We start from the raw sequence: 21,988 nt of genomic DNA, 5'->3' as shown, positions 1-21,988 counted from the left end.
ACCCGGCTACGCGAGCGTGCGGTACTGCTCAAGGGTGGCTCAGCCGTGCCTGCCCTCCGATTTGCGCACCTGCATCCCGAAGTACGCCGCGACGAGTCCCAGCACCGTGACGATCGCCCCGCTGATCACGTGTGACCAGATCATGCCTGCGGTCGGTCCGCTGACATAGATCCACGGCGAGATGATGAGCCACACCCCGAAGACCGGCAGTGTCCAGGTCATACCGTGGGCGCGGTCCAGTGCGCAGCTGAAGCACACAGCCAGGAAGCCGATCATCCCGCCGACGATCAGATCGTTGACGGTCAGCCTGCTGAAGGCGTCGTAGTTGACGATCCACGGCGACAGCGCGACATAAACCGCTGCCAGCAACGTCAGGCCGAACGTGGCCTGCGCGGTCATCGACTCCGCGACACGGTCATATCCGGCCCGCAGTGCCACGATATCCGGGTGTTGATCGATCGATGAATGGACTGTAGCCATTTTCGTATCCTTTCCGTTACACGGCAAGGATTTTGGGTCCTCACCGCACCCATCCACCACTGCCCAGATTACGCCCCTGACCAGCCTGCGGGAACACCAAGTACAGTGCGATCCGACCCTCGAACGGAGTAGCTCAATGCGGTGGCGCGGCAACGGTGCCCGGATGGCCGGGACCACGGGTGCGCGTCAGCAACTGCGCTGGTTCGCAACGCTGTTCGCGATGGGATTGGTGTTCCACTACTCCGACAGTCAGCCCCTCGCGGTCGTGCCTGCGCTTCTGGCCGGCCTGCCTGCACTGATGTTTCCCGGCTCGGTGGCCGCTGTCGGACTGGTCGTGGTGGCCGGCGCCACGCTGGCGGTGCTGAACCTGCCCGCTGCGGCGAACCACCTGGTGATGAGTCTGCTCGTGGCCCTCACTCTCGGGGCCGCGGCGTGGTGGGCTCTGGCCACCCGGAACCGGCCCGGCGCCCACAGCGATGTCGTCGCGCGCTGGCTGGATGCCGCCCGCAGCCCGGCCGGTCTCGTACTGCTGGTGGTCTATCTGTTCACGGTCTTCGACAAGTTGAACACCGCCTTCTTCACCTCGGCGGTCTCGTGTGGCGGCGACTTACTGTCCCAACTCATCTGGCTCAACGGTCTCGGCGAGGTCGTGCTGAGCCCGGCCGTCGCACAGTTCTCCGCAATCGCCACGGTGGTGATCGAGTCCGTCATTCTCGTGTTGCTGGCAGTACCGCGGCTGCGGTGCTGGGGTGTGCTGCTCGGCGTCGGCTTCCACTCGGTCCTGGCGCTGGCCTCGTTCTACGACTTCGCGACGATCGTCTTCGCGGTGTATGTGCTGCTGGTCCCTGCCGAGGTGTTCACCGGTCTGGCGCCGAGGAGCGCGGCGTTGCGGCGATGGGCGCTCACCGGCTTCGCGGCGCACGTATTGCTGAGTTTTGTGTCCTCCTTTGCCGATTCGCCGACAAGTCCCGTCGCTCTGCCCTGGCACACCCTGCTCGTGGCCACCTGGTTCTTCGCCGTGGGACCGTTCATGTTCGCCCTGGTGCGCGGCTACCTCGCCGCGCAGGCCGCCGGTGTCCGCTCGCCGGGCTGGCGCTTGAAACCCGCGGTGTTGCTGCTCGTTCCGCTGCTGGCGTTCGCCAACGGCGCCACGCCTTTTCTGGGGCTCAAAACCGTCGCGAACTACTCGATGTTCAGCAACCTGCACACCGAAGAGGGCGAGACGAACCACCTGCTTCCCGGTGTCACCGCGCTGGAACTGGCCGGCTACCAGCGCGACACCGTCACGGTGGTGGGTCTGGAGCTGCCGGAGCAGGTCGAGCTGGATGCGCTGCATCGCGTGCTCGGCGGCCTGACGTATCTCCGGTGGCAGGCCCGCTGGATATCGGAGGAGCCGCCGGTCCGAATCCCCTGGTTGGAACTGCGGCGCACGGTGGTGCTCTGGCAGCGGGCGGGCATCGGCGGCATCCGCATCGCCTACCTGCGGGACGGGGTACCCCATGTGGTGCAGGATGCGATCGCAGATCCCGTTCTGGCAGCGCCGTTGCCGTGGTGGCAGCGGCATCTGCTCGCGTTTCGGGCGGTCGACTCGGGCCTGGGCGCCGACAGCTGCCGATGGTGACCGCGTCTCACCCGTGTAGTGCCAGTCCCTTCGGACCGGCCAGGATGATCGCCGCCAGCTCTTCACGGGAACTGGCCCCCACCCGTTGGCAGGCCCGGTAAAGGTGGCCCTCCACGCTGCGCACCGATATCACCAGGCGGTCGGCGATCTGGCGGTTGGACAACCCGGCGGCGACGAGTTCGGCGATCTCACGCTGGCGGTGGGTCAGCGGTTGGCCCGCCGGGTTCCGTAGCGCGGGTGTGCACAGGCCGCCGCACTCCTGCGCGATCTCCTGCGCGACGGCGGCGGCATACATGCTCCGCTTGTTGTTTCCGGCACGGCCGAACGCCACGGCGGCCTGCGCGGTGGCGTCCGCCGCGCTCGCCCGGTCACCGACGGCCTGGTAGCCGGCTGCGGCATCGAGCAGACCGGCTCCGTCGTGCGCTGCCAGGGCTTCGGTGTGGCGGGCCACGGTGTCGGCCAGCGGGAGGGTGAGCGCATCCGCGAGTGCACGGGCCCGGACGGCCCCGGAGGCGTCGCCCCACTGCGCCGCGGCCTGCAGGCAGGCGAGCTCGTGTGTCGGCTGTCCGCGTTCGGCGGCAACGCGGGCGGCGTCGAGAGCGACGCCGACGGCCTCGCCCAATGCGCCGCCGGCAGCCAGGGTCCAACCGGTGACCAGCGACAGCGCCGTCTGCATGTACACGTAATCAGCCGGCACGCAGTCGTGCGCCGAGGCCAGCGCGTCCTGAGCCGCCGCAGCGTGGCCGAGCTTGGCGTGGGCCTCCGCCAACGCAAAGCGACTCGCAGCACGTAAACCCGTTGTCACTGCGTGTGTTTCGGCACCAGCCAGTGCTTCGTGCAGGTGTTTGACGGCGTCGGGGAGGGCGCCGCTCACCAATTCCGCATGCCCGAGCAGGAACGCGAGATTCGCATAGGCGAGCCCGGGCACATCGCGGGCGGATTCCTCGAGATACGCCGCGGTGCGTACACATTCGTCGTTCCGACCAGTCAACCGGCAGGCACGCCCGTGGACGGCACCGAACCAGAACCGCATCGGTGAGGATTCAAACGAGGTGGTGGCACGCTTGATGGCCTGGTCGGCCACCGCGGTGATGTCATCGACCACGCCCAGCGCACCCAACGCCATCATCAGCGCCAGCGAGGCCATCATCGCGTGGAAATCGGTCAGGCCTTCGGAATCCAAAGCAGTCCTGGCCTTTTCGGCCGCATTCTGACAATGACCCAGCACCGCATCCACGCAGGCCTCCACCGCGATGCGCTCGATCCGCTGCCCATCGGTTTCCGCTGTGGTGGCAAGCTTTTCGAGAAGATCGGCCGCATCGCGCGGCCGCCCGAGCATCCAGGTCAGGTTGGCCGCCCGTAACGTCACCCAGTGGTGGCTGTCCGGCCGACCGTTGGTGCTGATCCCGCGCAGCACTTCCTCCGCGTCGGCGCCGCGGCCCAGCAGGATCAGCGTCATCGCCCGCATCGGCCCCGCTTCTGGCGCACCACACTCCGCTGCGGCGGCGGCGAATCGTTCTGCCGCGTCAGGGTCGAGCAGCACGGTGGCACACCGCGCTGCGGTGAGATACAGCTCGGGGTCCGCAGGCAGGTTCGAGTTCAAGGCCAGCAGGGCGCGACGCACGGTCGCCCGCATATCGGTGTCGGGATCCGACGCGAGCCGCTGCGCGAGCCGTCCCCGGATTATCGACAAATGCATCTCACCGGCGGTGGCCCGGCGCAACTCGCCGTAGAGCGGATGCGCCAGCCGGGCCACCAGCTCACGGCCTGCCCGCTCGACGGTCACCAGGTGCATCTGTTCAGCGGCCTCGAGATCGGCGCGCGCCACCAGATCGCACAGGATGTCGACGCCGAGCGGCTCACACTGCGACAGCGTGTCGAGCACCAGCGCAAGCCCCTCGGTGAGGGTGCCGAGGCGCCGACCGACCATGTCGGTGATGCTCTGGGACACAGCGACATCGCCGCCCCACATCCAGACGCCCGCCGATTGGCGCAGCTGCCCCGCGGCGAGTTGGTCCTTGACCAGTTGCAGCAGATACAACGCATTGCCGTCGGTCAGCTTCCAGAACCGGTGCGCGCTACGGCTGTCCACGGGGCCGGAGACGACCGCTTCGATCAGCGTCGTGGCCGCCGCCTCGGACAGGGGTTCCAGATCGATCCGGTCCAGCAGGCTGTCTTTCCACAGCGCGGTCACGGCGTCCGGTTCGGCGCCTCCTGGCCGGGCCGTGACGACAAGGCGCACTCCCTGGGTCTGGGCCAGTTGATGCACGACGTGTGCGGACAGGCCGTCGAGCAGATGGGCGTCGTCGACGCCGATGACGACCCTGCCCCGACGCTGCTGGGCCACGAACGTGTCGATCACGCGGCGCACGTTCGGCAGTGGGTCGCACATGCTCTGGGTGATCGATCCGGTGAACGCCCCGAGTGGGATCGCCCGCGCGGATTCGGTGCCGACAAACCAGTTGGTCCGATGCCCCGATGCCGCCGCGTGGTTCAGCGCTTCTCGCGCCAGCCGCGTCTTACCCACTCCGGCGTTGCCCACGATCAGCACACCGTGGTGACCACCCGGCCCACCGAGGGCACGCCGTATTGCCGCCAGTTCTACTTCGCGTCCCGCCAGCTTCATGGTGTTGCAGCTATCCGTCGTCGCAGTCGTCGACTCCCGCGATTGCCCAGGATATGGCGTTTCACGACGCCCGGGAGCGGAATTAACGCAACTGTCAGTCTGCTGAGTCGGCCGTAACCGCGACCGGCGCCCGCAGCAACCGCCGGGCGCATTCCAACAACGTGCTGTGCAGATCGTCGTCGGTCACGTCGGCGAGTTCGGGATCGGTTGCACTGCCGTACACCCCGGCCGCGAGCATGGATATGACGATCCGACTGGCGACGTCGGGGTCGGGGCCCAGCAGGATGGTGGTGATGCGCTCGATCGGGTCCTGTAGATCACTGCGGGTATGCACCAGGCTGTCGATGACCGGATCACCGTGGAACACCGCGGTCAGTCTCCGGTGCCGGACGGCGAGTTCCACCATGCCGCTGACCGCGACATCGCGCTGTGCGTCTGCCGACGACATCGCCTCGGCGATCCGGACCAGTCGCGCGAGGTCGTCGAAAACGGGCTGCACAACTGCCAGCACGATCTCGTCTTTCGAATGGAACTGGTAGTACACCGCAGCCTTGCTGACGCCGAGTCGGTCGGCGATCATCTGCAGCGACGTGCCGTTCACCCCGTGCTCGGCGAACAGGTCGAGCGCCGCGTCGAGCACCCGGTCACGCGCGAACCCGCGCGGCAATACCGCCTTCGCCACACCAGTCCCTCCGTCGCGCCGCAGCCTACCCAAGGGGGCCAGATCACATGCTCAATTAACTGAACTAACTTGATTCCAGTTAGCCGACTGTATAGGTTTCATTTGTCATCCGGCAAGGACGCCCGCGGGGGAGGTCGCAGCTTCGCCAGCTGCTCGACGCCAACCTGCTCAGCGCCGCCCACGCCGGCATCGGCCGAATACGTGACTGCATATCTCAACCGAAAGGCCAACGAGCGAATATGCGCCTCTTGAGACGGTTCTGGATTCCGGTGCTCATCGCGGTCGTGGTGGTTGTCGGGGCGTTCACTGTGCTGCGGGTGCGCACGTTCTTCGGCGCCGGAGATGGCACGGGCATGGCCAGCGCAAAGGTCGATGACACCAAACCGTTCGATCCCAAGGTCGTGGTCTATGAGATCTACGGCGAACCGGGCGCCTATGCCGACGTCAACTATCTGGACCTCGACGCCCAGCCTCAACGGGTCGACGGTGTGAGCCTGCCGTGGACGCTGCGGTTGGAGTCGACGGCGCCGTCGGTGTTTCCCAACATCGTCGCGCAGGGCAACGGTGACACGATCAGCTGCCGCATTTCGGTCGATGACGAACTCAAAGACGAGCGCACCTCCAACGGCGTGAACGCCCAGACCTTCTGCTTGGTGAAATCTGCATGAGCTCCCCCACCTCCGACGCACCGACCGACGCCTTCCCGGCAGCTGGTCCCAGGCACGCCCAGCCGGGCGGCATCGCCAAGTGGATCCGGCGGATGTCCATTCCGATCATTCTGGTCTGGATCGCCATCATCGCCGTGCTGAACGTGATCGTCCCCCAGCTCGAAGAGGTCGGGGAGATGCGCTCGGTGTCGATGAGCCCCGACGAGGCCCCGTCGATGATCGGGATGAAGCGCGTCGGCGAGGTGTTCCAGGAGTTCAAGTCCAACAGCTCGGTGATGGTGGTCCTGGAGGACCAGGACTCCCTCGGCGACGAAGCGCACAAGTACTACGACGAGATCGTCGACAAGCTCGAAGCCGACAAGAAGCACATCGAGCACGTCCAGGATTTCTGGGGCGACCCGCTGACCGCCTCCGGCGCGCAGAGTTCTGACGGCAAATCGGCGTATGTGCAGGTCTACACCGCCGGTAACCAGGGTGAGGCGCTGGCCAACGAGTCGGTGGAAGCCGTTCAGTCCATCGTCGACAGTGTGCAGGCCCCAGCCGGACTCAAGACGTATGTGACCGGTCCGGCCGCGATGGCGGCCGATCAGCAGATCGCCGGTGACCGCAGCATGCGGATGATCGAGATGATGACGTTCACCGTCATCATCATCATGCTGCTGCTGGTCTACCGGTCCATCGTCACGGTGATCCTCACCCTGGCCATGGTGGTGTTGGGGCTGGCTGCCGCCCGTGGTGTGGTGTCGTTCCTGGGCTTCTACGAGATCATCGGCTTGTCCACATTCGCGACAAACCTGTTGGTCACGTTGGCGATTGCCGCGGCCACCGACTATGCGATCTTCCTGACCGGGCGATATCAAGAGGCCAGAAGTGTCGGCGAGGACCGAGAACAGGCCTACTACACGATGTTTCACGGCACCGCGCATGTGGTGCTGGGTTCGGGCCTGACCATTGCCGGTGCCACTCTGTGCCTGCACTTCACCCGCCTGCCCTATTTCCAGACCCTGGGTATCCCGCTGGCGATCGGCATGACCGTCGTGGTCTTCGCGTCGCTCACACTGGGGCCCGCGGTCATCACCGTGGCCAGCCGGTTCGGCAAGACGCTGGAACCCAAGCGCGCCATGCGTACTCGTGGGTGGCGCAAGCTCGGTGCCGCCGTGGTGCGCTGGCCCGGACCGATCCTGATCGCCACGATCGCCTTGTCGCTCATCGGACTCTTGACGTTGCCCGGCTACCGCACCAACTACAACGACCGCGACTACCTGCCGCAGGATCTCCCGGCGAACAGTGGTTACGCGGCCGCCGACCGGCACTTCTCGCCGGCCCGGATGAATCCCGAGCTGCTGCTCATCGAGAGCGATCATGATCTGCGTAACTCGGCGGACTTCCTGGTGATCGAGCGGATCGCGAAGCGGATCTTCGAGGTGCCCGGCATTTCCCGGGTACAGGCCATCACCCGGCCGCAGGGCACCCCGATCGAGCACACCTCGATCCCGTTCCAGATCAGCATGCAGGGCACCACCCAGACCATGAACCAGAAGTACATGCAGGACCGCATGGCTGACATGGGCGTTCAGGCCGAAGACATGCAAACCATGATCGACACGATGACCAACATGATCGATCTCATGACAGAGATGTCGGCGACGATGAACAGCATGGTCGGCAAGATGCACGTGATGGTCGGCGACATCGAGCAATTGCGGGACAACATCTCGGATTTCGACGATTTCTTCCGGCCGATCCGCAACTATCTGTATTGGGAACCGCACTGCTTCGACATTCCGATGTGCTGGTCGATGCGATCGGTCTTCGATGCCCTCGACGGTGTCGACACCATGACCGACGACTTCAAGACCATCGTGCCGGACATGGACAAGATGAACGAGATGCTCCCGCAGATGCTCATCCTCATGCCGCCGATGATCGCGACCATGAAGACGATGAAGACCATGATGCAGACGATGCAGGCCACCCAGGGCGGCATGCAGGATCAGATGGCGGCCATGCAGGACAACTCCACCGCCATGGGGCAGGCATTCGACAAGGCCAAGAACGATGACTCCTTCTATCTGCCGCCCGAGACGTTCGACAACCCGGACTTCAAGCGCGGCATGAAGATGTTCCTGTCCCCCGACGGCCATGCGGTGCGGTTCATCATCAGCCATGAGGGCGATCCGATGAGCCCCGAGGGCATCAAGCACATCGACGCCATCAAACTCGCGGCCAAGGAGGCCATCAAGGGCACGCCGTTGGAGGGCTCGAAGATCTACCTCGGCGGTACCGCGGCCACCTTCAAAGACATGCAGGAAGGCGCCAACTACGACCTGCTGATCGCCGGAATCGCCTCACTGTGCCTGATTTTCATCATCATGCTGATCATCACCCGCAGCGTGGTGGCAGCCGCGGTCATCGTCGGCACGGTGCTGATATCGCTTGGCGCGTCCTTCGGGCTGTCGGTGCTGATCTGGCAACACCTCATCGGACTCGAGCTGCACTGGATGGTGCTGGCGATGTCGGTGATCATCCTGCTGGCCGTCGGCGCCGACTACAACCTGCTCCTGGTATCCCGGCTCAAAGAAGAGATATATGCGGGCTTGAACACCGGCATCATCCGCGCCATGGGTGGCAGCGGTTCGGTGGTGACCGCCGCCGGTCTGGTGTTCGCATTCACCATGATGTCGATGGCCGTCAGCGAACTGGCGATCATCGGGCAGGTGGGCACCACCATCGGCCTTGGCCTGCTCTTCGACACCCTGGTGATCCGGGCTTTCATGACACCGTCGATCGCGGCGCTGCTCGGAAAGTGGTTCTGGTGGCCACAAATGGTCCGTCAGCGGCCGAAGCCGCAGCCGTGGCCGACGATCCAGAAAGATCCGCAGGACGCGCTCAGCTAACCGAGCACGCGACTCTCGAAAAGGTCGGCGCCGCGGGATACCCCACCGGCCTCGGTGAATCCCGCGGCGACCCGTCTGGCACCGGCCGCCATCGCCATCGCCTGGCGCACCTTCTCGAGCAGCCGCGGCGGTGTCAGCTTTTTCGCCGGCAGGCGCGTGCCACATCCCGCCACCTCGACCCGCCGTGCCACCTCGAACTGGTCACGTCCATAGGGGACGACGCACACGGGAACGCCACGGGCGAGCGCCTTCTGGGTCGCTCCCATCCCGCCGTGGGTCACTGCACACACCGCACGGTCCAGCACCGCGCCGTGCGGGAGGAGCTGGCGCACGGTCGCATTGGGAGACGACGCGGTGCTGGTCGGCAGCCCGGCAGGCATCGTGGCGACCACGTGCACCGGCTCGTCGACCAAGGCGGCGAGTGCCGTCTCCACAAGGCCGCCATCGTCTTGCTGCTCCGATGACGTCGTCACCAGAACGATCGGCCGGTCGATCGCACGCAGCCAATCCGGTATCGGTTCCGCTACCGGGTCGGCCACACATGGTCCGATCATCTGCACCGGATCACCCCATTCGGTCTGTGGATACTGGAAGGGCTTGCCGCTGGCGAGCAGCATCAGCGGTGTCCGGCGGAGGAATTCGTCTGTCGAGGCCACCCGCGATAGATGCACCGCCTCGCGAATGCCGTTGATCGGCGGCAGGATGATCTTCTCCAGAGGGCCGAGCACCGCGACCCGCACCCCCGCGTCCCGCATCCGCCCGATCACTCCGGCCCGCGGCCGCAACCCCAGCCCGAACGGTGGCACTCCAGACGCGCGGAGCGGCGGCGTGAACGGCGAGAAGGTCGCCCACGGAATGTCACCGGCCTCTGCCGCCGACAACGCACCCCAACAGTTCACATCGATGAGCAACGCATCTGGATGAACATGTCCGACAGCGTCTCCGAGGTCAGCGACCTCGATCGGGGCACGTCGACCGAACACCGCGACACCGCGCTTCAGTGCGGCCCGGGGATTGCCGGCCTTCCAGTCATCCATCCGCATCGCCTCGATGCGCGGATCGATCTTCTCCGTGCTGAATCCGAGCTGCCTGCCGATGTCGATCCCGGCGGACAACGTACGCACATGGACTTCGTGACCACGCCCCGCCAGCTCCGACAGCATGGCACTCATCGGCAACAGGTGACCGAGCGCGGGTGAGGTGTAGGCCAGTATCGTCGCCATCGGACTAACCTCTCATTGCCCGGGCATCGGCGAGTCGACCTCGTGCGTCCAATCTTTCGCACAGGTCGAGGTACTCGGTGACGAGGTCATCCGAACTCGCCTGGTCACCTTCCGCCTCGGCCAGCAGGGCACGCGACCGCAGCCACCACAGGTCCAGAGCGGGAATCCCGGGCCGCTGCGTCTGCCATTGGTCAATCACCACACGCGCCTCGGTGAGGTCGCCGGTGGATCTCCGTTCGATGAGAAGCTCGATGAGCGCCTCCCCCACAGCACCGGCAAACACTCTGGAGCCGGCCCGCAGATGCAGCGCCAAGTTGGCGCGCAGGTCGTCGAGAACTCCGTCGGGCCCCTCTCTTCGCGCCGCACCGGCACCAAGGTCGGCGATGACGGTCGGCAGTGCGAACGTCATCGAGTCGTGCGTGTGGATGTACGAGCGCACATCTTCGAGCAGGTCGACCGCGACCTGATGAGACTGGGGCGCTGCCCGCAGCAGCGCCGTACCGTACGCCCATTGCGCGCAGATGACGCCGCTGACCTCACCCAGCGTTTCCGCCTGCCGCCAGGCCTCCTCGATGTCGTCGATCAACTCGCCGGCTTCGCATAATCCCAGTGCCACAGCCACACCGGCATACATCACAACGTGGGAATAGACGACGGTGTTGAGTGCCCGCGCCCGCGCGATACCCTCGTGCAGATCGCGACGGCCCCGGTCACCGTGACCGATGCACAGCTCGATGACCCCACGCAGGGCGTGCGCCGGTGACAGTTCGACTGCAGGCACACGCGGCCCCTCCAGCAGGTCGATGGCCTGCAGCGCGGCGGAGAACTCGCAGTTGGCGAACAAGACAAAGGCGATGGCGTTGACGCAGATTCCTGCGGCCTCTCCATCCCAGTCGGCGGCGATCACCATGTCCTGCAACTCTTTTGCCAGCACCACCGCCTCGCTGAGGCGGTGGTCGTTGGCCGTCATCGCCCACAACTGGCCGGCCATTCCGATCGCGAGTGACCGCGTATCGTCGGTTCGCGTTGCAAGCTCATGGAATTCGCGGTACCGCTGCTCGGTCCCGGCATCGTTTCCGACGTAGAGGGAGGTGGATACCAGCATGGTGCGCGGTGCGATACGCATCTCTGCGACACCCGCCTGATCATCGGGTAGTCGGTCGGCGATAGTCCGTGTCCGCTCCCACTGCTCGCGTGCCGCAGGTAGGTCGCGGGGCCGCAGCCATTCGGCAGCGCGCATATGCCAGCGGTACGCGTCGACGCTTTCGCCTGCCGCGTCGAAGTGGGTGGCGATCAACGCCGCATTCTCGTCGGCTGAGGAAGGCTCACGGCGCTCGATGGCCGCCGCGAGGCGACTGTGCGCCTTCGCCCGGTCAGTACTCAGCTGGGATTCATAGGCGACCGCGCGCACCAGCGGGTGATGGAAGCAGTACCGTTGCCGCGGAACGAATTCCACCTGATCTATCAGGGCCGCCGATACCAGCTCGGACAGCCCGGTGGAGCCGGCGTCGGGACGCAGCACCCGCAGCGTGTCGATGTCGAACTGCGCGCCGATCACCGCCGCCGCGTTCAGCATCGATTTCGCGTCGACGGGAAGCCGATCGATCCGCGCCGCCAGGACCGCCTGCACGGTGGGCGGAACGGCTATCCGGTCGACACCGGACGGCAGCCGATGATCGCCACGACTACCGGACAACACTTTTCGTCCGGCGAGATCCCGGACGATCTCCTCGATGAAGTACGGGTTGCCTGCAGCCGAATGGGCGATCCGTATGGCCAGGCCGCCAAGGGACGGATCGTCGCCGAGAAGTTGCCCGACCAGGCGTACCGCCACCGCTTCGTCCAGGGGTTGGAGCGTGATCGTCTGCGCTGAATTGCGCTGCAGCGCCCCGTGGAACTCCGGTCGGTAGGTGGTGAGAAACATTAACGTCGTCGCGTCGAGCACGGCGGCGAACCCGGCGAGGACCTCGTCGCTGGGGGTGTCGATCCAGTGCGCGTCCTCGAGCACGAATACGGTTCGAGTGGAACGGGCCTGCACCACCCGCGTCATCACCTCCACCAGCCGGCGTCGTCGTCCGTCGACACTCACCTGCCCATCCAGCACTGCTGCTTCGTCGATTCCCATCGCTTCGAACAGAATTCGCATGTCGGACGCGTGCGTCGGGACGAGCCCCGCACACTGGGCGACGATGCGTTCACGGGCGTCGGCCGCGCGCAGCCCCTCGACCTTGAACATGCCCCGCAGCAGTTGCGCCAGGACCCGGAATGCCAGCGCCGAAGCATGCGCCTCGCATCGCGCAACGACCACCTCGGCACCGCGATGCGCGGCGGCTGCGGCGAACTCGCCGATCAAGCGGCTCTTACCCAACCCGGGCTCGCCGACGATGCCGACCAGAGCGCCACGGCCCGAGTCGAACACGCTCTGCAACCGATTCAGATCGGTATCGCGGCCCAGCATCACCCCGTCGGTTCGGCCCAACAACTTGCGCTGGGTCTCCACCGAGTGCAGTTGGCGGGCCTGCACCGGCGCGGCGGCACCCTTCACCCGAACGTTCTTCACCGGACCCAGCCGGGTGATGTCCTCGACCAGCCGTGCAGTGGACTCTGTGCACAACACTCCACCCGGAGGCGCTGCCGCCTCCATGCGCTGTGCCAGTCCGACGGGATGGCCCACCGCGGTGTACCGCCCCGGCCCTGCGCCGATGTCGCCGGCGATGACGTCGCCGGAGTTCAGCCCGATGCGGATCTGGAGGGCGACGCGGTCACGCCGCAGCACCGCAGCGGCCAGCGCAGCCGTGACAGCCTGAATCTCGAGCGCCGACACGCATGCGCGCAGAGCATGATCCTCCAGCGCGACCGGAGCGCCGAACAACGCCATCAACCCGTCACCGGTGAACTTGTCCACGGTGCCCTCATACCGCTGCACCACCGCGGCCGCACGGTTGAACAGCTCGTTCATGATCTCCCGGAGCCGCTCCGCATCCAGTGCCGCGGCGAGCTTCATCGACCCGACCACATCGGCGAAAAGGACCGTCACCTGCTTGTGCTCGCTCGTCGTGGCCCGCGGCGTGATCGGCGACCCGCACGCATCGCAGAACCGTGCCCTGGCACGCAGGTCGTGGCCGCACGAGATGCACCGGTCGGTGTGCTCACCGACTGGACTGGACATCCGCCGAACCTGCTAGTGCGTCAATTTCCTCATGATCGCGCACACCGCGGCGAATCGGTCCCCGTTTGCCAAACTGTCGGGGATCCGTCGAACTAACTGACCAGGGCGACGGCGAAGCCGTCCCAACCTTTGGTGCCCACGGTCTGGATCGCCGCGGCCTCCAGGCGCGGGTGCCGACCCATCATTTCCAGCATGTCGCGCACTGCCAGCGCTTGACGGTCCTCGGCGGCCGGCTCGAGCACCCGCCCCATCCGCGTCACGTTGTCCACCACGATGACCGAACCCGGATGGCCCAGTTTGATCGCCCATTCGACGTAGCTGACGTTGTTCTCTTTGTCGGCGTCGATGAACACCAGGTCATAGACGTCACCGCGGTCTGCCAACCGTGCCAGGGTGTCCAGTGCGGCGCCGACGATCACCTCGACCCGATCGGCGACCCCGGCGCGTTCCAGGTTGGCCCGGGCCACCTCGGCGTGGCGGGGTTCGAATTCGCACGTGACGACCGTGCCGTCCGGGCCGACACCGCGGGCGAGGTTGATGGTGCTGTAGCCGGCCAGCGTGCCGATCTCCAGCACCCGGCGCGCCTGAGACATCCTGGCCAGCAGGGCCAACAGTTTGCCGTGTTGCGCCGACACTTCGATGGCTGGCATCCCGGCGGCCTCCGCCGAGGTGCGGGCCGCCAGCAGCGCATCGTCCTCGGTGCGCAGAACCTGGTTGAACATGACGTCGACATCGCGGGGCTCGACCATGGCCGCCAGGCTAGCGCAGGTCAGATCACGCCCTCTTTTCCGTAGACCATCCGCAAGACCAGCCCGACCTCGGGACCCATCACCGTCTCGCACAGCTCGCAGTAGGTCGCGACGAAGGCCGGTCCGTGGGGTGGGGCGACGGTGCACAGGTGGTGCGCCAGTTCGTGCAGCACCACCAGTTCGCGCAAGGCCCAGGTGGTGTGCTGTTCAGGCACCGCGATGACGGCGGTGTCCTCGGTGAGCTCGTAGTGTGCGGCGGTGGTGCCGCGTCGCGCCCGCACCGTGACCGGGTCGCCGCCGACGCGGGCGAGCACCCCGTCGACATAGCGTTGCACCGCCTCCACCGAGGCGAACTTCGCCTCTGGTGGCAGGGTCAGCGAGGTGCCGAAGAAGTCGATTGCGCGCGAACTGTGTTGTGCGGCACGGTCGAACATCGTCCGCACGAACTCTTCGGCCGCATAGACCCTGGCCCGCGCGACGTCGCGGGCCGTCACTTCTCCAGTGCGCCGCGGGCGCCGGACAGCTCTGTGCTCGGTCCCAGCCGCGCGCGTTTTCCGGCCCGGTCCCCCGCTCGCCGCGCTGCCGAGGAGTACCCCGCAGACGCGCTGGTGGCCCGCCAGGTGCCCCGGGCCTGCGACGCCTGCCGATAGAAACTCTTGAGTTCGATATCCTTGTCCCGCAACGCAATAGCAGTGCCGGGACGGTCGTCACGGTCGGCTTCCTGCTGGGCCTCCTCCTTCGCCTGTTCCAACCGCTGCCCGATCCGAGCGCCGAACGCCAGCTGGAAGTTGAGCCTGGCGGTGATGGTGGGGGTCGGCCGGTGCGCACCGGAGGCGATGTAGGCCTCGGAGGCCTTCACCATCTGCATAACCAGGCCGGCGTACAGCGCATGGGTGGCATCGATATCCTCGGCGAAGCCGTACGCGTAGACAAACGTGGAGTTCGACGCCACATCGCACTTCACGTCATTAGCCAGCCCGATCACCACGAAAAGCTGGACATAGGTCCGCAGCCCCTTGGCCCCTGCCGCACCGATGGTGATGGTGCGTTGCACGGGCATCTGGGACTTGGTGCGCTCGGCCGAGTGCGACCGGGCCACCGCGAGGTCGATGGACGTCGCCGTGGCAAGCCGCTGAGCGGCGGCCATGAACGCCTCGGCCTCATGCTGATTGTCGGTGCCCTCGGCTTGACGCAGCAGGGCCGCGATCCGCGCCAGCATCTTGTCGTCGCTCACAGCGCGATCCTATGAGGGGCCGCCGACAAAGGCGTTCAGCGCGTCGAGGACCTGGGGTGACAGTGGGCCACCGTTGGCGTAGTTGGCGACGTTGTCGGTCGGGTCGTCGCGCAGCACGTGGTTGACGCCCTTGAGTTCGACGACTCGGAGCGCGGTGTGTTTGAGCGCGTCGATCAGCGGACGCTCGGTGTCACAGCTGGCCTGCCCGTCTGAGTCTGAGCAGGTGAGCAACACCGGCATCCCGTCGGGCAGGTCGGCGGCCAGCTTCAGCGGGTCGATCTGGTCCGCAGCGATGACCGCCTTCAGGTTGCCGGGATTGACCAGGGCGCTCAATCCCTCGGGCAGCTTGGCGGGGGCGGTGCCCTGGGTCCGGACCTGGTCGACGGCGGCCAGCCAGGTGGCCAGCACCTCCGGGTTCCCGTTGGCGCGTACCCGGTTGGTGATGATGTCGAGGTACCGGCCGGGCAATGGCTGCAGCAGCCCCAGCGCCTGCACCTTGGGATCGCCGGAGCCCGCCAGCACCATGGCGTGGATGGCGCCCTCACCCAGCGCGTATACAGACACCTTGTCCTTGTCGGTGTTGGGCTGCTCGGCCAGGAAACGCAGCGCCGCGTCCGCACCCGTGGTGTAGACCGCGCTGACCACCTCGGTCGGCTTCTTCTCGTAGGGGCCCAGTCCGGTCTTCCCGGTCCCGATCTTGTCGTACCGCAGGCTGGACACACCCTTGTCCGACAATGCTTCTGCCAGTTGGCGCATGTTGCCGACCGGACCGGCGACGGCGTTGTCCCCATTGCGGTCGGTGTTGCCGCTCTCGGAGATCAGCAGCGCGGCAGGCCCGGGCTTGCCGTCATTGCGGTACGTGCCGTGAATGGTCAGGCCGTCGGCCTCGAAGCTCACGTCGCTGTCCGACCAGCCTGCCGGTTTGGCTTCGTCGGTTCCGCAACCGGCCAGGACCAACACCGAAATCAGCGCTGCGGCAAAACGTTTCACAGATGTGCCTCGATCCATGCAGTGACATCGTCGAGTACCACGGCTTTCTCCGGCTCGTTGAACACCTCGTGAAACAGGCCGGGATACACCTTGAGATGCACATCCTCGGTGGGGACATGTTCGACCAGTACGTGGCTGCCGACAACGGGGATCAGCCGGTCCTTTTCACCGTGCACCACCAGCAGCGGGGCGGCCAGCACCGAGGCCCGCTGGGGCATGGTCTCACCGACCCCGATCAGTGCCCGCGCGATGCCCGCAGGCAGCTTGCCCTGGTAGACCAGCGGATCGGACTTGTAGGCGGCCACCACTTCCGGATCCCGCGACACCGCGTCGGCGTCGAGTGTCTCGACGGGCAACCCCGGTGCGATCTTGCCCAGCACCTTGGCGACCACCACCAGGACCGGGGACAGCCCGTCCTGGGCGTACACCGCGGGACCGGAGAGCACCATCGCCGAGTATTCGTCGGGGTACTCGACGCCGTAGGTGAACACGATGCCGCCGCCCATGCTGTGGCCGAGCACGATGCGCTTCAACGCGGGGTGTGCGGCGGCAGCGATGCGGACCAGGCTGTGGAAGTCGCCGACGAACTCCGACATGTCCCGCAGGTATACCCGCTTGCCGCCGGAGCGGCCGTGGCCCCGGTGGTCCAGGGCGTAGACGATCAGCCCGGCCTCGCCGAAGCGCTGCGCGACGTGGTGGTAGCGGCCTGCGTGTTCGGCGTAGCCGTGGGAGAGGACGACGACCCCGCGCGGTTCGGTGTCCGGGGTCCACACGTCGTAGACGATGCGAACACCGCCCACGCCGTCGAAGGACCGTTCACTGCGGGTACTGGTCACCTTGGCGATCGTAGTTGTCGGGTGCCCTTGACAGCGGACCACTTTGTCGTCGATCGCACCGATGCGGCGCCGATGCGTCGGTTACCCGATCCGAAAGACCGCATCAACAGTTACGGAAGTATGAACTCTCTTCATGCCGACATCCCGGCGATTGCACGCCCGGCTCAACTCCGGTGCGTTTGCTGGCGAACGGGCCTGATGCGGGTTCACGGGGTCCATCACGGCGTACGAGTCAACGTAGATATGAGCAAATGCTCAGGGTAAATCGCAGTATTCGACCACACCTCACGCTGCGTTTACGTCTTCTTGTCGGCCAAAACGGTTGCCACACGGACGCATCAGGGTGCGGTCGAACAACCCGCAGCGAGCTACTGTCCCGAACCCGTTGGCATGCGATAAACCCTTGTCCAACTGTGGTTATCGATGAATTGTTCGGGGTCGATATCACCCCTGAGCATTTGCTCAGGATGGAGTAGTCGACCGAGCATCGATTTGCGCTGCGGAGTCCCGGTGCGCGAGGTTCACTGAAATCCGCGACGGCAGTCTCGCTGTCGGTAGGCGGCGAGGGTCCGCGCGGGCACGAGGGAACCGAACTTCCAAACGCCTGCCGATCCGTTGCCAGAATGACATTTCAAGGGATTCAGCAAACATGGTGCCGTCGCCGATCCGTTCAAAGACCTGCGCGCACCGGGCACACGTGGATGCGGCACGAAGAATTTGGGCATAGCCTTCGTTCAAGATCGTGCCATTGTCGGCCACCGAGAGCCGTAGTGAAAAGACCTTGCATGAAAGGGCTTTGATAATGTCTTCGCCATATGTCAGTGCCGCTTCTGCGCCGCCGCAGCAGGAACCCTCGGCATTCGAACGCCGCCTGCGCAGTCTGCGTCCGGAAGAGGTGGAAGGTGTGATGGGCGGCATAGCACCCGCATCGCAAACATCTCGTTTCATCGAGGGCGTCGTACCGTTGACCGATCATCTGGTCCGGCAAGCGTGGAATCTGTGTGCACAGCGGGTCGATGTCGAAGACTTGGTCCAGGAGACGATCCTCAAGGCATACTTGTCCTACGGCTCATTCCGCGAGGGCTCCAACCTCAAGGCGTGGCTACATCGAATCATGGTGAACACCTGGGTGGATTCCTATCGGATCGCGCAGCGCAGGCCATCCGAGCAGCTCATCGGCGATTTGACCGAAGATCACCTGGTCTCGGTGGATTCGCTTCGGTCACGCGCTCGGCAGTCGGCCGAGGTGGAGGTGCTGTCCGCGCTGCCGGATGTCGCCGTACTGGCTCTCCGGGATTTGCCAGACGACCTGCGGGAGACGGTCTTCTACGCCGATGTCGAGGGCTACCGGAACACCGAGATCGCGAAGATCCTGAACATACCGGTGGGGACGGTCGGCTCACGTCTTCATCGAGGCCGCAAGACGCTTCGCGAGATCCTGACGCAAAGAGAATGCGCGTAAACCCGGGGCCGTCTTGGCCGTCGAAGGGAGCGCAGACGGTGTGAATGAACGCCTCGTCGAACGGCGCGACCTCACCGTGGCGCTCAACGAACAAATCGATTCACTCTCGGTGACAGTGAGCAATGCCGACCAGTCGGTGAGCGTGCAGGTCGACGGGTGGGGCGCACCGACCGGATTGTGGTTGCGCGATCACGCTTACCAGAGCGGGGCCGAGGCCCTGGCGGATCAGATAGTCAAGATCGCGCATGCCGCGGCCCAACTCGTCGCCGATCGACAGGCATTTCTGCTGAACCAGTACAGGATACGGGCCGAGCAAGTCCAGGAGAACGCGGAATAGGCATCGAAGGGCCGGCCGGCTCGGAGCACCACCCCTCGTCAGCTCACCCGCGGAAACTTTGTGGCCACGGCACCGGCAAGCTCCAAGTAGACGCGCACCGCGTCCGCGGACAGCATGTCGAAGTCGACGTCGGCGCCCCTGGCCAGGTGTGGTTCGAACGGGACGACGTGGATGGACCCGCTCCTTGCCTCGAAGTACTGGAAGACCTCGTCGAACACGGGTGATCGTGAACCCGCTCGAGCGCCACTGAGCACCACGTGTGATTCCCGCGCCAACATGCCATAGCCATGCTGGCTCAGCCAGTCGAGCGTGGCCGCGGCACTGCGCGCGGCGTCCACAGCCGGTGAGCTGACGAGCACCAGTGCGTGCGCCAGGTCGAGCACGCTCGCCATCGAGGAGTGCATGATCCCGGTTCCACAATCCGTGAGGATGATGTTGTAGTGCGCCTGCAGAATCTCGATCGTGCGTCGGTAGTCGCTTTCGCCGAAGATCTCGGCCACCGCGGGATCCTGCACGCTGGCGAGCACCTCGAGTCGGCTGGGTGCCATGCGTGTGTGCTGGCGGACGTCGGCATAGCGCGAGATGTCGGGCTCGAGCAACAGGTCGCGCACCGTCGACGAGGTCGACGAGTCTGAGATGCGCTCGGCCAGTGTGCCGCGGTCGGGGTTGGCGTCCACGGCGATGACGCGATCGGAGCGGACCATCGCGAACGCCGAACCGAGCCCGAGGGTGGTCGTCGTCTTCCCGACACCCCCCTTGATCGAGAGCACCGCGATCCGGAAGTCGCTGGCGATGGGTTGTCTGATCTGCTCCAAGAGGTCCTGCTGCTCGTGGTCCTTCTGTGACACACCCGGGTTGACCCGGCCCCTGGTCGCCCGATAAAGCATTCGCCGCCAACCGAATTGCGGTGTCAGCTGCTCGTGGTCCGGGGAATCGCCGTCGAAGGGCCGGGCCGCAGGCGGCCCCGTCGTATCCCGTCGATCGGTGCCGACGGAATCAGGCCCCAGCTGCCGTCGCTGCCCGGACGATGGCCTCCCGGGGGGTTGAGCATGTCGGCCGGATCCCGGTTCGTCACCCGACGAAGGGGACGTCGGTGGAACCCGGTCCCGGCGGGGCGACATCCACAATGGCGGGCCCGGCCAACCCGGCGGGGGCGGCGGGGGCGGCGGGGGCGGCGGGGGCGGCGGGCGGTTCCATCCTGGAGGTGGCGCGGGCCGGTCCGGTCGGAATGCCGGCCGGGGTTCTGCGGGCTGCCCCCGCGGCGGCTCCGGTGCGGGAAACACCTCGACTGATGGATCGCCCGCTGCCTGCCATGGAGGCGCGGGCATCCGGCGACCGGTGCGTTGTGTGCCGTCCTGGAACGGGGGTTCGACGGCGCTCGGCGGTTGCGGCGGCGCGGTGGGTGGCGGCGGTTCGGGTTCGACGGGTTCGGCACTCGAGACGGGTTCGGCAAGCGCAGCGTCGACCCGGCCTTGCCGCGCCGCCAGGCGTGCCATCAGTTCGGCGGCCCGGCTGTCCACGTCGTCGACCGGCCGACGGTCGAGGTGGTCGTCATCTGTCACAGTCGCACCCTAGTTGCTCCAATGATGTTTTGTCGTAGCGTGATTGGCTGTCAGGTCGGTGATGTGCACTTCCCTACCTTCGCATCGGCATGTCCAGCACGGTGATCGCGATGCCTGCGAGGACCGCACAACCGACCAGAACGCCGAGGCCGAGGTTGCGGGCACGGTGGTCCGCCGAGACGCCGGGCGCCTGCGCGGCCACCGCCCGCGCCGAGTCGGGGGTCGCCGGCTTGGCCGGCAACTGGAAGGTCAACGCGGCCAACGGATCGACGACACCGTAGCCGACGGTCTCATCCGGACCCGACGACGCCGTCCTGGCCGTGTGCTTGATCCGCTCCATCACCTCGCCCGCGGACATCTCGGGAAATCGCGATCGCACCAGCGCGACCACCCCGGTGACATAGGGGGCCGCGAAGCTGGTGCCGTTCACCGGTACCGGACCGGCCGTGGGATCCAGCCATGCGTTCGTCAGCCCGGGACCGGTCGGGCTGAGTGACGTGATCTGCTCGCCGGGCGCCGCCACGTCCACCCACGGTCCGCGCAGCGAGAAGTCGGCGGGCCGGCCTGCCATGGTCACGGCGCCGACGGTCAGGACATAGTCGGAGAACCACGCCGGGCTGGCGACCGTGCGCACCGAGGCCCACGCGTCGGACAACGGTCGATTCGGGTCGTCCATCCCGTTCTGCTCGCTGCAATTGCCCTGTTGGGCAATGTTTCCCGCGGCGGCGACCACGACGACGTTGCTCTCGAACGCATAGCGCACCGCCTGGCCGACCGCATTGTCGTCGATGTTCGTGCCCACCGGCGCACACGCCGCCTCGGACAGGTTGACGACGGTCGCCCCCAGATCCACGGCCCGTGTGATCGCGTAGGCCAGCGTCTGGGTGTTTCCGTAACCCGTCGACGTCGCGCTGGGATCGTCCTGCGCTGTCCCCGCTCCCTGTACCGAGTACACGCCGCTGTTCTGCCGGATGGACAGGATGGACGCCTCCGGCGCCACACCGCTGAAGCCGTCGTCGGAACTTGGTGCGGCGGCGATGATTCCGGCCACCAGCGTGCCGTGCGCGTCACAGTCCACCAGGCCGTCCGACGACGAGACATAGTCGCCGCCGGGCTGCAGGGCGAGCAATCTGGGGTTGGGTGACACCCCGGTGTCGATCACCGCCACCTTCTGGCCCGCCCCCCGAGAGAACTTCCAGGCGGAGCGGTAGTCGAGCATCACCTCACCTGCCGGTCGGCGCCGGAACTGGGTGCCAGGAAGAGTGGTGGCCTGTGCGCACACCGTCTTCTGCTCGGTAGGGTCCGTCGGGGCGACCGGTCCCGTTGGCGGGGGGCCCGGTGCGATGATCGGCGGTCCGATGGCCGCCGCCGGCGCAGGCCAGGCCACGATGCCGCCGACGAACAGCCCCACCGCCGCCACCCGGCCCCAGTGCCTCTTTCCACGCGTCATCA

Annotated in this window: 17 protein-coding genes; 5 read left to right on the top strand and 12 right to left on the bottom strand. The window is 66.2% G+C overall.

All coding sequences use genetic code 11. The features are described 5' to 3' along the window. Positions 1 to 39: 39 nt before the first annotated feature. Positions 40 to 480, bottom strand: a complete 441-nt coding sequence (locus M1247_RS26590; protein ID WP_317159409.1) for an SPW repeat protein — start codon at positions 478 to 480, stop codon at positions 40 to 42. Positions 481 to 643: 163 nt separating this feature from the next. Here M1247_RS26590 and M1247_RS26585 point away from each other — a divergent pair, with 163 nt between their 5' ends. Beyond that, positions 644 to 2,101, top strand: coding sequence for a hypothetical protein (locus M1247_RS26585; protein WP_317159408.1), 1,458 nt, complete (start codon positions 644 to 646; stop codon positions 2,099 to 2,101). Between the two features lie 7 nt (positions 2,102 to 2,108). On the opposite strand, the gene M1247_RS26580 is transcribed toward M1247_RS26585, so the two are convergent. Together M1247_RS26580 and M1247_RS26575 are read right to left on the bottom strand one after the other, a co-directional pair. Beyond that, positions 2,109 to 4,727 (bottom strand): helix-turn-helix transcriptional regulator, encoded by a 2,619-nt coding sequence (locus M1247_RS26580; RefSeq protein ID WP_317159407.1) that lies wholly within the window; start codon positions 4,725 to 4,727, stop codon positions 2,109 to 2,111. A gap of 94 nt (positions 4,728 to 4,821) precedes the next feature. After that, on the bottom strand, positions 4,822 to 5,409 hold the full coding sequence (locus tag M1247_RS26575; RefSeq protein WP_317159406.1) for a TetR/AcrR family transcriptional regulator: 588 nt from the start codon (positions 5,407 to 5,409) through the stop codon (positions 4,822 to 4,824). 239 nt (positions 5,410 to 5,648) lie between these two features. On the opposite strand from M1247_RS26575, the gene M1247_RS26570 reads away from it, so the two are divergent. Together M1247_RS26570 and M1247_RS26565 are read left to right on the top strand one after the other, a co-directional pair. After that, positions 5,649 to 6,077 carry an MmpS family transport accessory protein gene (locus M1247_RS26570; RefSeq protein ID WP_317159405.1) on the top strand — a complete coding sequence of 143 codons (429 nt, stop codon included), beginning with the start codon at positions 5,649 to 5,651 and terminating at the stop codon, positions 6,075 to 6,077. Further along, a complete protein-coding gene (locus M1247_RS26565; protein ID WP_317159404.1) occupies positions 6,074 to 8,974 on the top strand; it encodes an MMPL/RND family transporter in 2,901 nt (966 codons plus the stop codon). The genes M1247_RS26570 and M1247_RS26565 overlap by 4 nt, the downstream gene beginning before the upstream one ends. On the opposite strand, the gene M1247_RS26560 is transcribed toward M1247_RS26565, so the two are convergent. The 7 genes from M1247_RS26560 to M1247_RS26530 all read right to left on the bottom strand — a co-directional run bounded on the left by M1247_RS26560 (position 8,971) and on the right by M1247_RS26530 (position 17,175). Next, positions 8,971 to 10,197 (bottom strand): glycosyltransferase, encoded by a 1,227-nt coding sequence (locus M1247_RS26560; RefSeq protein WP_317159403.1) that lies wholly within the window; start codon positions 10,195 to 10,197, stop codon positions 8,971 to 8,973. The two genes, M1247_RS26565 and M1247_RS26560, sit on opposite strands and share 4 nt — an antisense overlap. A gap of 4 nt (positions 10,198 to 10,201) precedes the next feature. After that, complete coding sequence (locus M1247_RS26555; protein WP_317159402.1) at positions 10,202 to 13,366, bottom strand: ATP-binding protein; 3,165 nt, start codon at positions 13,364 to 13,366, stop codon at positions 10,202 to 10,204. A 92-nt stretch (positions 13,367 to 13,458) separates the two neighbouring features. Further along, positions 13,459 to 14,115 carry an O-methyltransferase gene (locus tag M1247_RS26550; protein WP_317159401.1) on the bottom strand — a complete coding sequence of 219 codons (657 nt, stop codon included), beginning with the start codon at positions 14,113 to 14,115 and terminating at the stop codon, positions 13,459 to 13,461. 20 nt (positions 14,116 to 14,135) lie between these two features. Next, positions 14,136 to 14,609: a TIGR04338 family metallohydrolase gene (locus M1247_RS26545; RefSeq protein ID WP_317159400.1), complete on the bottom strand. Its 474-nt coding sequence runs from the start codon at positions 14,607 to 14,609 to the stop codon at positions 14,136 to 14,138. Continuing rightward, complete coding sequence (locus M1247_RS26540) at positions 14,606 to 15,349, bottom strand: DUF2786 domain-containing protein (RefSeq protein WP_317159399.1); 744 nt, start codon at positions 15,347 to 15,349, stop codon at positions 14,606 to 14,608. The genes M1247_RS26545 and M1247_RS26540 overlap by 4 nt, the downstream gene beginning before the upstream one ends. A 9-nt stretch (positions 15,350 to 15,358) precedes the next feature. Further along, positions 15,359 to 16,357 (bottom strand): alpha/beta fold hydrolase, encoded by a 999-nt coding sequence (locus tag M1247_RS26535; RefSeq protein WP_410506947.1) that lies wholly within the window; start codon positions 16,355 to 16,357, stop codon positions 15,359 to 15,361. Continuing rightward, positions 16,336 to 17,175: an alpha/beta hydrolase gene (locus M1247_RS26530; RefSeq protein WP_317159397.1), complete on the bottom strand. Its 840-nt coding sequence runs from the start codon at positions 17,173 to 17,175 to the stop codon at positions 16,336 to 16,338. The genes M1247_RS26535 and M1247_RS26530 overlap by 22 nt, the downstream gene beginning before the upstream one ends. Before the next feature lie 748 nt (positions 17,176 to 17,923). On the opposite strand from M1247_RS26530, the gene M1247_RS26525 reads away from it, so the two are divergent. Both M1247_RS26525 and M1247_RS26520 read left to right on the top strand, forming a co-directional pair. Continuing rightward, on the top strand, positions 17,924 to 18,637 hold the full coding sequence (locus tag M1247_RS26525; RefSeq protein ID WP_317159396.1) for a sigma-70 family RNA polymerase sigma factor: 714 nt from the start codon (positions 17,924 to 17,926) through the stop codon (positions 18,635 to 18,637). 40 nt (positions 18,638 to 18,677) lie between these two features. Continuing rightward, a complete protein-coding gene (locus tag M1247_RS26520) occupies positions 18,678 to 18,974 on the top strand; it encodes a YbaB/EbfC family nucleoid-associated protein (RefSeq protein WP_317159395.1) in 297 nt (98 codons plus the stop codon). 38 nt (positions 18,975 to 19,012) lie between these two features. Here M1247_RS26520 and M1247_RS26515 read toward each other — a convergent pair whose 3' ends face one another. After that, positions 19,013 to 20,536, bottom strand: coding sequence for a MinD/ParA family ATP-binding protein (locus M1247_RS26515; RefSeq protein WP_317159394.1), 1,524 nt, complete (start codon positions 20,534 to 20,536; stop codon positions 19,013 to 19,015). Positions 20,537 to 20,609: 73 nt separating this feature from the next. Beyond that, a complete protein-coding gene (gene mycP / locus M1247_RS26510; RefSeq protein WP_317159393.1) occupies positions 20,610 to 21,986 on the bottom strand; it encodes a type VII secretion-associated serine protease mycosin in 1,377 nt (458 codons plus the stop codon). Positions 21,987 to 21,988 lie beyond the last annotated feature (2 nt).

Origin of the sequence: Mycobacterium appelbergii (genome assembly GCF_032883035.1) — a bacterium.
Lineage (GTDB): Bacteria > Actinomycetota > Actinomycetes > Mycobacteriales > Mycobacteriaceae > Mycobacterium > Mycobacterium appelbergii.
This window is presented reverse-complemented; position numbering and strand designations above follow the sequence as displayed.